The sequence below is a fragment of the Streptacidiphilus sp. BW17 genome, assembly GCF_041262485.1.
In the GTDB taxonomy this organism is placed as follows: domain Bacteria; phylum Actinomycetota; class Actinomycetes; order Streptomycetales; family Streptomycetaceae; genus Streptacidiphilus.
On sequence record NZ_JBGCCR010000052.1, the window covers coordinates 15,690 to 30,970 of the forward strand.

Consider the following 15,281-nt stretch of genomic DNA (forward strand, 5'->3'; position numbering starts at 1 on the left):
GTCAGTCCACCTCGAAGGTCGTGCCGATGCCCATGCCGGTGATCCATTGCGGAACCGGTTCGTAGCTGGTCCAGACCAGTGGTCTGGCGACGGCGGCCAGTCCGACGAGCCAGGTCCGGATCTCGTGTCCGCCGCTGCCTGCCTGTTCTTCGAGACCGGCGTCGCCCAGTGCCACGACCGGTGCCGGGTCGGCGGTGCTGAGCTGTCTGAGGAACCAGGTGTCCCAGAGGAGGTTGACGTGAGCGTTGGGGTCGCCGCCCATCGCGCGGATCCGGGGTACGCGTACCGCGTCGTAGGCGTGCGGGTCCATGCGCCCGTGGATCACCGCGGTGCGCCGCTCGTCGGGCACCGAGGGGTCGCGCGGATCGTTCGGGGGCAGCCAGTGCGACAGTCCACCGCTGGCGATGACCAGGACCCGCCCGGCGAACGGCGACGCGCGCAGGGCTTCGCCGAGGGCCGTGCCCAGTTGGACGCAGCGCTCCATGCTCGGCAGCGGCGGTGCTGCGGTGTTGACGATCAGTGGCACGAGCGGGATACCGGCCGTGCCGCAGACCATGTCGTAGCTCTGCACCAGGCCGTGGTCGGCGGTCAGCGCGTAGGAGAGCGACAGGTCGAATCCGGCCTGGGCGAGCGCGTCGCGGACCGACCAGGCCAGCTCGGTGGCGACGGGCAGCGGTCCGGACCTGCTGCCGAAGTCGCCGAAGCCGGCCGCCTGTTCGACGCCGAGGACGAACGGCGGCATCGCGTCGTAGAAGTTCGCGTGGAAGTGGTCGGGGCCGATGACGACGACGGCGTCCGGGGCCAGCCGGGCCACGGCCCGGGCGACCTTGGCGGCGTCGGCCATGAACCGGCCGCCCGGCTGCTCGGCCCCGTGTGGCGGGGTCATGGTGGCAAACGGGGAGTGGGACATGCCGACCAGGCCGATGAGCTCGCTCATGCCGGTCCCACCTCTGTGAGCAGGAAGTCCCGGTGGACGCGCAGGTACTCCTCGGGCTTCTCCCACTGCGGCCAGTGGCCGGCGTCCTCGACCACGTGCAGGCGGGCACGGGGCAGCCACTTCAGGAGCAGCGCGGCCTCGTCGAGCCCACCGGTCGGGTCGTGATCGGTCCACAGCAGCAGTGTGGGCGCGGCGATCCGGCCGACCCAGACCGGATCCCAGGCGAAGTCCTTGCGTACCTCGGGATCCTGCAGGACGAGCGTGTTGGTGATGGCCTGGACGAAGCCGGGGCGGCTGTAGACCGCGCGGCGCAGTCCGACCAGTTCGTCGGTCACCATCTCCTTGTGGTGGAACAGGAATTCGACGCGGCGGCGCACCACGTCGTCGCTGGGGTCCAGGACGGCGGCCATGGTGCTCTCGCGCAGCCGCGCCATGACCTCGGGCTTGTCGGCGATGTTCCCTGGGGTGTTGAGCACCAGCCGGTTCACCCGGTCCTGGTGGTGTGCCGCCGTCCAGGCGGCCACCCAGCCGCCGAGCGATTCGCCCGACAGGTGCGCGGCGTCGATGTCCAGGGCGTCCATCAGCCCGACCAGGTGGTCGGACAGCACGTCGGTGGTGTAGGGCTGGTCGGGCAGGTCGGACCAGCCGTGGCCGACCATGTCGTAGGCGGTGACACGGAAGTCCTCGGCCAGACCGGCGACATCGCGGGCATAGGCCTCGAGATGTCCGCCGGTGCCGTGCAGCAGGACCAGGTCCGGGCCGGACGACCCGGCCCGCAGGACGCGGGTGCGGACCCCGCCGACGTCGACGTACCGCAGTTCGTGCTCGAGGTCCGCGAGTTCGCCCCAGATGCTGATGTGCGCGGGCAGGTCGCTCATGCCGTGTTCTCCTCAGCTGCCGGCCCCTGGGGCTGCGGGTGGTCCTGCCGGGTGTCCCCACGGAAGCGGTCACGGGCCTCCTCGACGGTCGCCAGGCCGGCGCTCTGGCGCCGGCCGACCCCCAACAGGCCGAGCAGGCGCGAGTTCTCGATGGTCAGGAACTCCACCGGGTGCTCGGTGGAGTCGTTGTAGTGGCGGTGCCAGGTCCACGGCGGGGTGTAGACGAAGTCGCCGGCAGACCAGGAACACGTCTCGTCCTCGACCTCGCTGTGGCCCTCGCCCGAGATGACGAAGTGGACGGTCTCGTGGTGATGGCGCTGCATGTCGGAGCTGAGGCCCGGCGGGATCGTCTGCCGGAAGATCTCGAACGTGGCGGTCGGCAGTCTGCCCGCGATCGACAACGTGGTCGGGTTGTGCACCTGCCCCGCCGGGAGGGTCTCCAACTCGGCGGCGGTCACCACGATCGGTCGTGCGCTGCTCGGCCGGACAGTGTCGGATATCGCGCCGAGGAACTCGGCCATGGAGAATTCTTCTCCGGATTGCGCCATCAGATGGTCTCCGTTCGTCCGCCGTCTACGGTGAACACCGTGCCGTTGACGTAGCCTGCGGCTTCGGAGGCCAGGAAAGCCACCACGGCCGCGATCTCCTCGGGACGCCCGGCCCGGCCGGCCGGAACGGCCGCGGCATCCGCGGCGTCCAACTCCGCGTAGCTCCTGCCGTCCTGCCGGGCGCGGTTGTCCAGGATCTGTCTGCGGCGTTCGGTGTCGGTCGCGCCGGGTGCCACGCAGTTGACCGTCACGCCCTGCGCCGCGAACTCCCGTGAGAGCAGTTTGGCGGCCGCGGTGACCGCGGATCTGAGGACGACGGAGGCCGCGAGGTCGGGCTGCGGCTGGCGCACGGCCGAGGAGGTGACGAACAGGACGCGGCCGAAGCCCCGCGCGGCCATCCGGGGCAGCACCAGTCGTGCCAGCCGCAGGGGTCCGAGGAGCAGCAGTTCGTACGCCTGCTGCCACTGGACGTCGCCGACGTCCAGGATCCGGCCGGGCGGCGGTCCGCCCGCGTTGAGCACCAGGACGTCGAGCGCGCCGTGGCGCTCCTCGACCCAGGTGACCGCCGCCGCGGCGCCGTCCGGATCTGACACGTCGTTGACCAGCGCCTCGACAACGGATCCGGTGCTTTCCCGCAGCGCGGACGCGGCTGTTCGGAGCGGATCGGCCCGGCGGCCGGTGACGACCACCCGGTGTCCCGAGCGCGCCAGGTGCTCAGCCGCGGCGTAGCCGATGCCCGCACTGCCGCCGCCGACGAGAGCGGTTCGCTTGCTGATGGCTGCCTCCGTAGGGTTCCGGCCTCGCGTGGTGGTCCGCGATGGGTCTAGCCTGGCCGCTATGGACCCCGGAGCCAACGATGAGTCCCGCTGAGCGGGACGCCGGCCGCGACAAGGGCAGTCCCAGCGGGCTGGACCGCGCGGCGGCCATCCTGGGCGCCTTCGACTCCGAGCACCGGGAGTTGACCCTCGCGGCCTTGGTGACCCGGTGCGGCCTGCCACGCTCGACCACGCACCGCACGGCCGAGCGGATGATCCGTCTCGGCTGGCTGGACAAGCCCCAGGACCGCTACCGCATCGGCAACCGCCTGTTCGAGCTCTCCGGCCTGGCCCCGATCCGGCACGAACTGCGCGAGTCCGTACTGCCGTTCCTGCAGGACCTGCACAATGCGACAAGGACGACGGTGCAACTCGGCGTCCTCGACGGAACACAGGTCCTGGTCGTCGAGAAGATCACCGGTCACCGGCCGATGCCTATGCTCTCCCAAGTCGGCGGCAGGGTCCCGGCCTACTGCTCGGCCCTGGGCCGTGCCATCCTCGCCTACAGCGACAGCGGCACGATCGAGGCGGTCCTCGCCGCCGACCTGCCCGCCAGGACGCCGCGCACCCTCACCAGCCCGGTCGCGATCCTGCGCGAGCTGACCGCGATCCCGTCCCGGGGCTGGGCGATCGAACGCGAGGAGGGCAACATCGGAGTGAGCTGCGTGGGCGCCCCGGTCTTCGGACCGCTCGGCGAGGTGGTGGCTGCCCTGTCGGTGACCGGCCCCACCGGCCTGGTGCGCGCGGACCGGATCGGGCCCGCAGTCCGGCTCGCCGCGGCGGCCGCCTCCAGGGCCTACTCGCACCGTCGCTGAGGCGCGCCGAACACGCACAGTCCCACTGGGCGGGACACATGCTTGCGCCCCGCACTCGCGGCACCGAATGCTGTGATCCCTGCCATACCGACGACTTGTCGGTGCGGTGTCCTGATTGTCGGTGCGTGACCTGAGGAGACGACGATGACTCTCGGTGGTGGCTACCTGCTGCCCTCGCGTGAGGGACACGCGATCGCAGCGATCGGGCTCGGCATCACGATGAAGACGGACGGCGCGTCCACCCACGACGCCTACTCGCTGTTCGAGTACACGATTCCGCCCCGGGTCGACGGCCCTCCCCCGCACCTGCACACCCGCGAGGACGAGTCCTTCATCTGCCTGGCCGGGCGGCTCGATGTCCGCCTCGGCGACGAGGAGTTCGTGCTGGAGCACGGCGACTACCTCTATCTGCCCCGCAACGTGGTGCACGCGTTCCGCAACCCGTACGGCGAGGAGTCGCGCGTCATTTCCGTGGTCTCGCCCGCCGGCCTGGAGAAGTACTACCAGGCGCTGGCGGACATGCCCCCGGGCCCGAAGGACGTCTCGCTGATGAAGAAGATCATGGCCGAGTTCGGCATCGAGCTCCAACTCCCGCCCGAGGTCGGCTGACCATGCGCATCGCCATCATCGGCGCCGGCGTCGCCGGCCTCGCCACCGCGAAAGTGCTCACGCAGGCCGGACACGAGATCCAGGTGTTCGACCGAACGCCCGACGTCGGAGGCGTGTGGAGCCGGACACGACGCTACCCGGGACTGACGACTCAGAGCCCGAAGGCCCAGTACTCGCTCTCCGACTTCCCGATGCCCAAGGAATGCCCGGAGTGGCCCAGCGGCGAGCAGGTCCAGGCGTACCTGGCCGCATACGCCACCGCGTTCGGTCTCGACCGCACCCTGCGGCTGAGGACCGAGGTGACCGCCGCGCGCCCGCGCACCGACGCGGGCCCTGACGGCGCCGACAGCGCCGACAGCGCCGACAGCGCTTGGACAGGCAACGGTTGGACGATCGAGACAACGGACAGCGCGGGCACTCACTCCACCGAGGACTTCGACCAACTCGTCGTGGCGAACGGGGTGTTCTGCGAACCGGCTATTCCCTCCTACCCGGGCGCGGAGGAATTCACTGCTGCGGGCGGGCGGTTGTGCGCGGCCACCGAGTTCAACGACGCCCAGGACGCCCGGGGCAAGCACGTCCTGGTCGTGGGCTACGGAAAGTCCGCGTGCGACGTCGCGGTGGCGATCAGCGAGGTGGCCGAGAGCACCGATGTGATCGCGCGGCAACTGCTGTGGAAAGTGCCGCGCAGGATCGGCGGCTTCCTCAACTTCAAGATGCTGCTGCTGACCCGCATGGGCGAAGCACTCTTCCGGTATCTGCGGCTGCGCGGGTTCGAGAAGTTCCTGCACGGTCCGGGCAACGGTCTACGCCGGAGGATGGTCGACTCCATCGGGTCCGTCTCGGTACGTCAGTTCGGACTCCGGCGACTGGCCCTGGTCCCCCGCGGCAGCATGGAGGGCATCGTCCGAGGCGCCATCGGGCTCGCGACCGAAGGCTTCTTCGAAGCGGTCGCCGACGGCCGCATCGGGGTGCGCCGGGACCAGACGATCACCCGACTGCTCGCCCGCGACGGCAAGCCGTTCGCCCAGCTCGCAGACGGAACGACGCTCCCGGCCGACCTCGTCGTGTGCGCGACCGGCTTCACCCAGGCCGTGCCGTTCCTCTCCGCCAAGTTGCAGGAGCGGTTGCTGGACGAGCGCGGGAACTTCATGCTCTACCGCCAGATCATGCCCCCGGACATCCCCGGGCTGTACTTCAATGGCTACAACTCCTCGTTCTTCAGCCCGCTCAACGCGGAGATGGCGGCCCTGTGGATCGCGGCGGCGATCGCGCGAGCGATACCGCTGCCGAGTACGGAGAACGTGCGCCAGGCGGTCATCGACCAATTGGCGTTCCTGGACACGGCGACCGACGGGCACCACTGCAAGGGAACGAAGATCATCCCGTTCTCGATGCACAACGTCGACGAGGTGCTCGGCGACCTCGGCCTCAACATCAACGTGCTGGTGCGCGCCTCGCACTGGCTCAACCCGATCAAACCAGCGGCTTACCGCCGCCTCACCCCTGCCCTACTGCGCAAGCTCCCAACCGACACGTCCGGCCCCGGCGCCACCCTCACCAGCACCGGCCAGTCTGCCGGCACATCCTGATGCAGCGAGTGCTAACTGCGGGCTGTCGCCGACCGCTGTCCGATGCGTGGCCGTCGGTGCTTTCCCAAGGCAGCCAGCACGGTGAACACACCGGTCAGGGCACCAACTGCGCCAAGGCCGGCGAAGGCTGCCAGGCCCAGCTGATCCTTGCCCGACACCGCCTGCAAGGACCCGTTCGCGCCCTGCTGCACCTTCAGCCGGGTCCCCACGGGGTAGAGCTGCTGTTCCGAGAGCCAGGCCCCGGTGTGCACGGTGCCACCGCTGTTCAGCTGGAAATCCCCGGTGCACGTGATCACTGGATGCGATCCTCCGCCCGTCGCGCACGAGGACACCGTCAGCGTGCCTGGCGTCCCCTGCAACTGCAGGGAGGCCAGCAGCATGGGGATCGAGATCGCCAGGAACAACGTCCCCACCGCGAGGAAGAGCAGCCCGCGCGACACCGTGGCTTCGTCCCTGAAGCTCTTTCTGCCCCGCCTGCCTTGTCCCGTCTGAGGGGCGTAGTTGGGTATCACTGCTCTTCTCTCCCTGTACGAACGGGCTCAAGGACCCGAATGCTGCGTCTTCCGGCACCGGCCATTCGCCGAGCATCGACTCGAATCACCCGGTCGGAGCGTCCAGTCCATCGGCGACCCAGGACAGCCATGCCGCCCACGACGGATGGTCCACATCGTCCGGCTCACAGCCCGCTTCAGCAACGGCCACCTGGCCGTCCTTGCCGACGGCCAGGTGGGAACCGTCAGGCTGAGCCTCTACCGGAATCCACCCGGCCAGGGCTCCGAACGACTCCTCCACCAAGAACGCATACTCCGCCCCGATCGCGCTCAGGGGCAGCAGCTCCACGACGGCGAGCCTGCCGCCGTGGGTGGCAATCGGGACCGGGCCGCCATCGTGACGTAGATAGGAGTCACGAAGATCGACTGGGAAGGTCGTCCCGAGCCGCTCCTCCAGGGCCGTGATCGCCTCCTCCTCGGCCCCGCCGGGCAGCGGGCCCAGACCACGTCGCAGGACGAATGCCTCAATACGCTCCCACTCGCGCTCTACCCCCGCCATTTCTCCCACCCCTGTCGGTCCAGGTCATTGCTTGGCGCCACCCTAGTCACTCCAGTCAGAGTTCTCCGTCCTCCCTGGTCAGCGGCCTGCTGGTCGGGAGTGTGGCGGGGCCGCTCCGGGGCGGGGAGGTGTTCGCGGGGAGGCCGCGCGAACGACTGGCCCCGCCGCACGCAGTGGCAATGACGTGCGCGTGCTCTGCCGCAACAGTCGAGGCGGTCGGCTGCGACACGGTCGATCTAGTTGACGCTTCAGGGGAATTGATGTCTGGCCTACCATGTTCGCTGGGAAGACGGGCGGGTGCCGGTGGCGCGGCAGACGGGGGAACGGGGGCGCATTGGGATTCCTGGGATGCTTGGTCGGGGGCGTGCTCTGGTTCGTGGGGCTGATCGTCGTCGCCCTGGTCGTCGGCGAGGCGAACGGTGACAGGGCCGCCACCGGGTACCTCGTCATGACGGCGGTGATCTTGCTGGTGGGGTGGTGGCGCCAGGGCGCCCCCGCAAGGAAGCGGCTTGCGGCGTCGAGGGAGCAGCGCGAGCGGGAGCTCCGTGACCGGGAGCAGCGACAGGAACTGCAGTGCAGGCGCGACGTGGAGAGCGCCGACTTCCTGGCCTGGCGCAGCGCGTACACCTGCCCTGCTTTTCCCGAGTCGGCTGAGCCCGCCGAGCCCGCGGTCGTCCCCGCCGGTGAGCGTGCGGACTGGGCGATCCCGACGCGACGCGTGGCCCTCCACCGCGGGGAGTTCCTGCATCTCCCCGACCACGATCAGGCTCTCCGTCTGTTCGGCACGACGGTGACGGCGCTGGTCCGATCCCTCGGTCTCGAAGCCGCCGCCTATGCCACGGAGATCGACTCCCTGGTCGACGGTGGGTGCGAGCCGGGAATCCTTCGGCGAAGGGGAGGTGAGCTGGGCTGGCTTCCGCGACAGCCGGGGGCTCGTCTCACCGCTGAGGCCGCACGCCTCGTCGCCCGGATCGCCTCGTGGGCGGTAGCCCGCCAGGGCCATCTGCGTACGCTCCGCCCCGATGCGGTACGGGAGCTCAGCAAGATCGACAGCCTGATCGCGGACGCCCGACGAGAGGTCAAGGCCTGGTCGAGGGACGCCACCTGGGACGGTCCCGGGAACGCGGTGATGCCGGAAGGCGCATGGCCGCGGATCCTGTCCGGTTTGCACCGCCGGCTCGCCGAGAGTTCCGTGGTGCTCGCCGGGCTGCCGGAGACGCCACCGCCCCAGCCGAGGCATCCGCCGAAGGACGCCAGATTCGAGGAGCACGTGGCGCCCTCGGCAGTCGACGAGAGACTCATGGCGTTCACGCTGGAGAAGGCCGAACGGCTCACCCGACTGTGCGACCCGTCGGCGCGGGTGCGGCCTTCCGACTGGACCATGGGCGCCGGGGTCCTGGACGGCTTTCTGACCGACGAGGTGGGCGACCGGTTCAGCCGAGTGATCGAGGGCAGTGCCGAGATCAGCCGGTGGCCGGACGGAGCCGTCTCCCATGAGGTCCGGCGACGGCTCTGCCTCAGCTACATGGCTCTCGTCCTCAACTATCTGACGGAGGTTTCCCAGAACATGCCTGAGTACACGGACCGTTCCGGTATGGGCGACAAGCCGAAGGTCGTGAACAACTTCCACGCGGCCGCCTCGGTGATGATCGCCGAGAAGATCCAGAACATCAATTCCACCATCTCGGCGGTCTCGCTCCGCGGTGACGACGCACTGGCGACGAAGATCCAGGCACTCAGCAGGGCGATCCAGGAGGAACCCGCGCTCTCGGACGAGCAGCGTGCCGATCTCCTCGACGACGTCGACGAGATGGCGGACGCCGCGAAGGACCCGGAGAGCCCTCGCTCCGCCAAGCGTGGACGACGAGCGCTGGAGGCCGTCCGCACGGCCGGAGCGCTGATCGGCGCCACGTCGCCCGTCGCCGTGGCCCTCGCGGACTGGGAGCACGTGTTCGCCAACATCCATTGAGCTCAGTTGAGAGGAGGCCCTGGCCGAGGAGTTGGCGGCGCACTGGATGTCCGCCGGCGGTCAGCCGGGTGCGCCGCTCCGGGCCTGGGCCAGGGCGGGGTGGATGGTGAACTCGAAGGTGGCGGCGTCCAGTTCGGATCGTGCGGTGAGGCGCAGGCGGTGGACGACCTCGGGTTCGCCCAGGTGTCGGGGAACGACGAGCTGTTCGTGCTCCGGGTGCCACATCGCCTGGTCGAAGGTGAGCAGGGCCGCGGCGTGGCTGCCGTGCCAGGCGACGGTGCCGTCGCCGATGTTCGGCCGCAGTCGGCTGACGAAGATCTCCTGCACGCTGCGGGTGCCGAAGAACTGGTCGGTGAGCTGCAGGGTTCCGTGCGCCTGCCAGGTGAAGGTGCGGGTGAGGCCGGTCTCGCCGTCGTAGGCCGCGGAGAGGTCGAGTTCCAAATCGGCTCCGTACAGGTGGCGTTCGGCGCGCAGGACGCGGGCGGCGGCGCCGCGCCCTGCGCGCTGCCCGTGGCCGTCGATGACGGGGACTGAGTGCCCCTCGGACGATGGGTGCAGCAACTCGTACCGGCGCGGCCCGAAGTACTCGGCGGTGTACTCACCGGCGCCGAGGTCGGCGAGCAGCTCCTCGCCCTCGGCTTCCAGGACGAAGGTGCCCAGGTCGTTGTGGTTGTGGGATTCGTCGTTGTGGCCGCCCTTGGCTGCGAAGGCGACGGCCAGGCCGTCGACGTCGCGGCGGTCGATCATCCACTGGGCCCGCTCCAGCCAGGCTCCGCCGATCCGTTTCGCCGGCCGTCGCAGGATCTCGGGACGGGTCCAGGCAAGGGTGCGGGAGAGGTGTCCCCAGCGGTAGCAGTGATCGAAGTCGAGGTTCTGGATCCGGCTCCCGTTCGGCACCGCGACGCCGAGCCGTGCCTCCAGCCGGCACAGCACTCCCGCGGGGATGAGCTGATGGGCGGCGCCGTCCGCGAAGGCCGGGAAACGCTCGGGGCCGAGCTGGACGGCAGCCGGGAACGCGGCCGCGTCACGGGCCAGGGGCTGATCGAGCAGGTCCTCGCCGGTCCGGTCGCGCAGCGCCTCGGCGAAGTAGGTGAAGTAGCCGTAGCCGTAGATCCAGTAGTTGACGCCTTCCACGCAGCCGCCGTCCTCGTCCACGGCGGAGAGGTACTCGTCCATGGCGGCGCGGCAGCGCTCCAAGGCGCGATCCAGTTTCAGGCCCTGCCGCAGGGCGAGGGCCGCCATCCCGGCCGCTCCGGCGCAGACGGCGACCCAGTTGTTGCGTGCCGACTCCCAGATCCAGGGGTGCGGGTCGTCGAAGTAGGGCTCGAGGACCCGGCGTTCGACTTCCTGGCGGACCCGGTCGGTGACGGGTTGCGGCAGCAGGTCGGCGAGGCCGGTGACGATCTCGGCGAGCGTGTGTGCGGTCTCGCTGGCGAACAGGTCCACGCACCGCGTCATGTCGCGATCGGGTGTGTCGATGAGGTAGGAGTGGGCCGGAACCGCCCACGTGTACTCGTCGCAGACGGACCAGAGCATGTCGGCGAGGGCCTTCAGGACAGCTGGTTCCCGATCCATCATCGCCGCCGCGGCGAGGGCGTTGAGTGCGCGCCGACGCATGAAGAAGACCGGCTCGTAGGTCATCCGCTCGCCGATGTCGGCGAACAGCCGGTACTGCGACCAGGTGGGGTGGACAGGCAGGGCGGTCACCGTAAGCTCCCCGGCGGCCTTGCGGATCTCCTCGACCAGCGCGGTCAGGTGGCGGGCATCGGCGGCGGCCCTGATCTGTTCCGCGATCGACTCGGACATGCGGATTCCTCTTTGCGGTCGGACTGACAGCGTTCGGGAGTGTGCGGCGCGGCTCTTCGACGGAACTCGCTGAGCCGCTACCGTCGAGCGCTTCAGAGACGGCCTTATCTGTTCGGTGACGGGCGGGTCTCAGTCGCGTCCGAATCCCCGGTAGAGGTCGAGTTCGCCCTCGAGTTCCAGAGCGAGGACGGTGGCGTGCCGGTCGACGTCGGACCCGTGGGGCGCATCGATCCACAGCACGCCGGGGACCGCTCCGAGGCCGCCGACCGTGCGGTGGGCAAGCGCGGTGCCGGTGCCGAGGACGGTGACGCGCTTGACCGTGTTGCGCACGCCGCGCACAGAGACGCCTTCGGTGGGGGCGTCCAGGCAGACCAGGTAGAGGGTGCGCCGGTCGGCGGACAGGGTGCTGGGCCCGTAGTGGTGTCCGGCCGGCAGGCCGGCGCGGGTGTCGTAGACGGCGTCCGCGTGTCTGGCGATCCAGTCGCCGAGCCCTTCGAGGCGTGCGACCTGCTCGTCGGGGATCGTGCCGTCCTCGCGCGGGCCCACGTCGAGGAGCAGGTTGCCGCCCATCGCGATGGTCTCGGTGAAGTACCGCACCAGAAGGCGGACCGACTTGTGGTTGTGGTCGTGGTGCTGAAAGCCCCAGGAGTCGTTGATCGTCAGGCACAGCTCCCACGGCCCGGGCGGAGTGGTGACCGGCAGGCCCTGCTCGGGGGTGGCGTAGTCGCCCTGGGAGAGCATGCGCCCGTTGAGCACCGTGTCGGGGCTCACCGAGAGGATGGCGTCGGCGAGTTCGTCCAGGCGCCACTGCTCCTCGGACCGCTCCCACTCGCCGTCGAACCAGAGCAGGTCGGGGTGGTGGGCGGTGACCAGTTCGCGGACCTGGGCGGTGCGGTAGGCCAGGTAGCGCTCCCATGCCTGCGGCCTCTCCTGGCCGTCGCGCGGCGCGACATAGGGGTGAGCGGTCGCCTCCTCGGGCGGCATGTCGGGGTGGATCACGCTGGCGTAGTCGGGGTGGTTCCAGTCCGAGTGCGAGTAGTACAGGCCGACCTTCAGTCCGTGCTCGCGCATCGCCTCGACGTAGCCGGTGACCAGGTCGCGGCCGGCCGGGGTGTGCCGGGCGACGCTCAGGCCGTCCTGGGCGGTGTCCCACAGGGCGACGCCGTCGTGGTGGCGGGCGGTGAGCACCGCATAGCGGGCGCCTGTGCGGGCGAACAGTTCGGCCCACACGTCCGGGTCGTAGTGCGCCGCGGTGAAGCCCTCGAGCTGCTTCATGTACTGCTCGTGGGAGACCTGGCCGTGGTAGAAGGCCCAGGACTCGGTGACGCCGTCGACAGCGTAGATGCCGTAGTGGATGAAGATGCCGAGCTTGGCATCGGTGAACCAGGGCTGCATGGGCACGAGTGACTCCTTGCGGACGAGCGGTCGGGTGCACGAGCGGATGGGTGGACGAGCAGGTCAGGCGGTGCGGTCGAGCAACTCGGGGCGAACGGCGTGGGCGAACGGCAACCCATTCGCGTACCGGGCGAGTTCGTCCAACGCGGCGTCGCCCAGCCGGTACAGCTCGTTGCCGAAGGAGCCGGCGATGTGCGGGGTCAGCAGGAGATTGGGCAGGTCGTACAGGGGCGAGTCGGCGGGCGGCACCTCGGGTTCGAGATGGTCGACCACTGCGCGCAGCCGCCCGCTGACGAGCTCGGCGGTCAGCGCGTCGGTGTCGACCAGGGCACCGCGGGCGGTGTTGATCAACGTGGTGCCGTCCCGCATCAGGGCCAGCAGGTCCTTGTCGAGCATCCCCTCGGTGGAGGGCAGGAGGGGGGCGTGCAGGGTGACCACGTCCGAGACCTTGCACAGTTCGTCCAGCTGGACCTTGCGCACGCCGAGCGCATGAGCCTCCGCGTCGGCCAGGTAGGGGTCGTACACGACGACGCGGAGGTCGTAGGGCCGGAGCAGTTCGATGACCCGTCGTCCGATCAGCGAGGCACCGACGATGCCGACCGTGCGCCGGTAGTTCCCCAGGTCGGGAACCTGCGCGCGCCAGTCGTGCTGTCCTCGGACGGTCCGGTACTGGTCACGGATGTCCAGGACCCGCTTGTTGGAGAAGAGGATCGCGGCGACCGTGTACTCGGCGACCGGAAGGGCGTTGGCCCAAGCGCCGGTGGAGACCTGGATCCCTTGCTGCCAGCAGGCGTCGGTGACCAACCCCTTGACGGAGCCGGCCGCGTACACCACTGCCCTCAGTCGCGGCGCTGCCGCGAGCAGGTGCTCGTCCAGCGGCGGGCAACCCCAGCAGGCGAGCAGGACTTCGGTCCGGGCCAGCGCACCGGCCTGCTCGGGCCGGGCGAGGTCGGTCAGCACGACATCCGGTGGGAGGTCGGCCAGTTCGTTCAGTCTGGTCAGCGCGGGTTCATCGAACAGGAAGGGCAGCAGGTCGGGGCCCATCGCGAGCAGCGTGCGCGGACGGTACGCGGGCGCAGTGCCGGATTTCATCCGGGGGACGGACATTCAGGAGGCTCCTTGAGCATGGCTGAGGGGTCAGCAGTGCGTGCCGGGCGGAGAGGACGCGGTGTGGCCCGCCCAGGCCTGGGCCGTCCGCGCGGCGGGGCAATTCCCGGAGGGAGACTGCGGGGTGGCTCGGCTCAGGAGACCGGGGCACCGGGGAGCAGGTGCTGGTCGTCGATCTTGTCGCTCATGAAGGCCTGCTGCTCCTCCAGGGCGGGCGCGCTGGTGTGGCCGGTACGGTGACCGACGACCGCGAGAAGCGCGCCGTGCCGACCGGTCAGTTCGATCCGGAGGTGGCTGACCGACGTCTCCGGGAAGGCGTGGACACGGCGGATGCCGACGCTCTGGCCTGCCGCAATCTCGTGCAGGCCGTTGGCGAGGATGCGGTGCCGGGTGATGTGCTGCCCACCGGTCAGGTCCTCGAGCAGTTCGAGGTGGTCCAGCATGACGGGCTCGTCGAAGCCCACGTGAACGCTCCCGCCCTGGGCGGTGAGGTGACCGCGAACGGGGTCGGCAAAGCGGCGGGCGACCTCGTCGGTGAACTCCAGGAGCCTGGCCTGGTCCGCGGGGTCGATCTGACCCCGCCGGTCCGGGGGGACGTTGAGCAGAAGGCCGGCGCCCAGCCCGACGGAGCGATACCAGATGGCGAGCAGATGTTCGCGGCTCTTGAGCGTGTGCAGGTCGTCGGGCTGCCAGAACCAGTGGCGGCGGATGGCCACGTCGCACTCGGGCGGCAGGTAGCGGGAGGTGTCCAGCGGCGTCGCGTCCTGGTCGTAGATGCTCACTCCGACGGAGTCGGTGACGTACCAGCAGGGGTCCTCCGCCAGGCCGTCCTCGTTGCCGACCCAGCGCACGGTGGGCCTGCCCATGTTGAAGACCATCGCGTCGGGCTGGTGTTCGTCCACCACGGCCATGATCGCGTCCCAGTCATAGGCCCGGCCCTGCGAACCCGCGCCGTCGAACCACAGCTCGGCGAGCGGGCCGTAGCGGGTGCAGAGCTCGGTGAGTTGCTGCACGTAAAAGGCGTCGTATGCCTCGGGGTCGGGGTAGGAGGCGGCGTTGCGGTCCCACGGGGAGAGGTACAGGCCCAGGCCGATGCCTGCCTCGCGGCAGGCTTCCGCGAGTTCGCGGACGACGTCGCCGTGGCCGCCGCGCCAGGGGGACGATGCGACGGAGTAGGTGGTAGTGGCCGTGGGCCACAGGCAGAACCCGTCGTGGTGTTTTGCGGTCAGCACGACATGGCTCGCTCCGGCGTCCCTGGCGGTCTGCGCCCACTGGCGGGCGTCGAGCTCACTCGGGTCGAAGGAGACCGGGTCCAGGGTGCCGTCGCTCCACTCCTTCCCGTGGAAGGTGTTGATGCCGAAGTGCAGGAAGAGCGCGAAGCCGGCCTGCTGCCAGGCGAGTTGTTGCGGGCTCGGCACGGCGGTCATGCGTGGTCTCCGATCGGGTGCGGTGGAGCGGTTCTGAACCCCGGGGCTCCTGTTGCGGTGGGCGGTTCAGTACAGGCGGACGGTGGTCTGCTGGGTGGTTCCGGTGAGGCCGGTCAGGTCGCCGAAGGTGAGTTGGAGGGTGCGGCCGGTGGTCGCGGATGCCAGTGAGGCGGGCTTGGCGGTGACGGCGCGCACCGGTCGGTTCCAGGTGACGGTCAGTGCGGTGGCCTGCCGGGTGGGGTCGGAGACGCAGAGGGTGGCGGTGCCGTCGCGGTGCTCGCGGATCAGGACACTCGCCGGGGCGCTGGCGGTGAGCTCGCCGACGGTGCCTGC

15 protein-coding genes are annotated in these 15,281 nt (G+C 69.9%); 4 read left to right on the forward strand and 11 right to left on the reverse strand.

Annotation, left to right across the window (positions count from 1 at the left end):
• Window position 1: 1 nt before the first annotated feature.
• The 4 genes from ABH940_RS35225 to ABH940_RS35240 are packed head-to-tail and all read right to left on the reverse strand — an operon-like array spanning window position 2 to window position 3,139.
• Window positions 2-937 carry a 2,3-dihydroxyphenylpropionate 1,2-dioxygenase gene (locus ABH940_RS35225; RefSeq protein ID WP_370072883.1) on the reverse strand — a complete coding sequence of 312 codons (936 nt, stop codon included), beginning with the start codon at window positions 935-937 and terminating at the stop codon, window positions 2-4.
• A complete protein-coding gene (locus ABH940_RS35230; protein WP_370072882.1) occupies window positions 934-1,815 on the reverse strand; it encodes an alpha/beta fold hydrolase in 882 nt (293 codons plus the stop codon). Before ABH940_RS35230 ends, ABH940_RS35225 begins: the two co-directional genes overlap by 4 nt.
• The gene (locus ABH940_RS35235) at window positions 1,812-2,363 is read right to left on the reverse strand and encodes a cupin domain-containing protein (RefSeq protein ID WP_370072881.1); all 552 of its coding nucleotides are present in this window, start codon (window positions 2,361-2,363) and stop codon (window positions 1,812-1,814) included. The genes ABH940_RS35230 and ABH940_RS35235 overlap by 4 nt, the downstream gene beginning before the upstream one ends.
• Entirely contained in the window at window positions 2,363-3,139 is a 777-nt protein-coding gene (locus tag ABH940_RS35240) for an SDR family oxidoreductase (RefSeq protein ID WP_370072895.1), read from the reverse strand. The genes ABH940_RS35235 and ABH940_RS35240 overlap by 1 nt, the downstream gene beginning before the upstream one ends.
• An 80-nt stretch (window positions 3,140-3,219) precedes the next feature.
• Between ABH940_RS35240 and ABH940_RS35245 the strand changes: the two genes are divergently transcribed.
• From ABH940_RS35245 to ABH940_RS35255, 3 genes are all read left to right on the forward strand, one after another.
• Window positions 3,220-3,993, forward strand: coding sequence for an IclR family transcriptional regulator (locus ABH940_RS35245; RefSeq protein ID WP_370072880.1), 774 nt, complete (start codon window positions 3,220-3,222; stop codon window positions 3,991-3,993).
• 144 nt (window positions 3,994-4,137) lie between these two features.
• Window positions 4,138-4,602, forward strand: coding sequence for a cupin domain-containing protein (locus ABH940_RS35250; protein WP_370107135.1), 465 nt, complete (start codon window positions 4,138-4,140; stop codon window positions 4,600-4,602).
• Between the two features lie 2 nt (window positions 4,603-4,604).
• Entirely contained in the window at window positions 4,605-6,194 is a 1,590-nt protein-coding gene (locus ABH940_RS35255) for a flavin-containing monooxygenase (protein WP_370107136.1), read from the forward strand.
• A gap of 11 nt (window positions 6,195-6,205) precedes the next feature.
• On the opposite strand, the gene ABH940_RS35260 is transcribed toward ABH940_RS35255, so the two are convergent.
• Together ABH940_RS35260 and ABH940_RS35265 are read right to left on the reverse strand one after the other, a co-directional pair.
• Complete coding sequence (locus tag ABH940_RS35260) at window positions 6,206-6,634, reverse strand: hypothetical protein (protein ID WP_370107137.1); 429 nt, start codon at window positions 6,632-6,634, stop codon at window positions 6,206-6,208.
• A 157-nt stretch (window positions 6,635-6,791) separates the two neighbouring features.
• Window positions 6,792-7,244: an SMI1/KNR4 family protein gene (locus tag ABH940_RS35265; RefSeq protein ID WP_370072875.1), complete on the reverse strand. Its 453-nt coding sequence runs from the start codon at window positions 7,242-7,244 to the stop codon at window positions 6,792-6,794.
• 364 nt (window positions 7,245-7,608) lie between these two features.
• Between ABH940_RS35265 and ABH940_RS35270 the strand changes: the two genes are divergently transcribed.
• A complete protein-coding gene (locus ABH940_RS35270) occupies window positions 7,609-9,213 on the forward strand; it encodes a hypothetical protein (protein ID WP_370072874.1) in 1,605 nt (534 codons plus the stop codon).
• Window positions 9,214-9,273: 60 nt separating this feature from the next.
• Here the strand turns inward: ABH940_RS35270 and ABH940_RS35275 are convergent, their stop codons facing one another.
• The 5 genes from ABH940_RS35275 to ABH940_RS35295 all read right to left on the reverse strand — a co-directional run.
• Complete coding sequence (locus ABH940_RS35275; RefSeq protein WP_370072873.1) at window positions 9,274-11,019, reverse strand: heparinase II/III family protein; 1,746 nt, start codon at window positions 11,017-11,019, stop codon at window positions 9,274-9,276.
• 129 nt (window positions 11,020-11,148) lie between these two features.
• Window positions 11,149-12,420, reverse strand: coding sequence for an alpha-L-fucosidase (locus ABH940_RS35280; protein WP_370107138.1), 1,272 nt, complete (start codon window positions 12,418-12,420; stop codon window positions 11,149-11,151).
• Window positions 12,421-12,477: 57 nt separating this feature from the next.
• Window positions 12,478-13,458 (reverse strand): hydroxyacid dehydrogenase, encoded by a 981-nt coding sequence (locus tag ABH940_RS35285; RefSeq protein WP_370107142.1) that lies wholly within the window; start codon window positions 13,456-13,458, stop codon window positions 12,478-12,480.
• A gap of 197 nt (window positions 13,459-13,655) precedes the next feature.
• Window positions 13,656-14,948 (reverse strand): alpha-L-fucosidase, encoded by a 1,293-nt coding sequence (locus ABH940_RS35290; protein WP_370107139.1) that lies wholly within the window; start codon window positions 14,946-14,948, stop codon window positions 13,656-13,658.
• A 66-nt stretch (window positions 14,949-15,014) separates the two neighbouring features.
• A partial coding sequence (locus ABH940_RS35295) for a polysaccharide lyase beta-sandwich domain-containing protein (protein WP_370107140.1) occupies window positions 15,015-15,281 on the reverse strand: 267 nt, incomplete at its 5' end.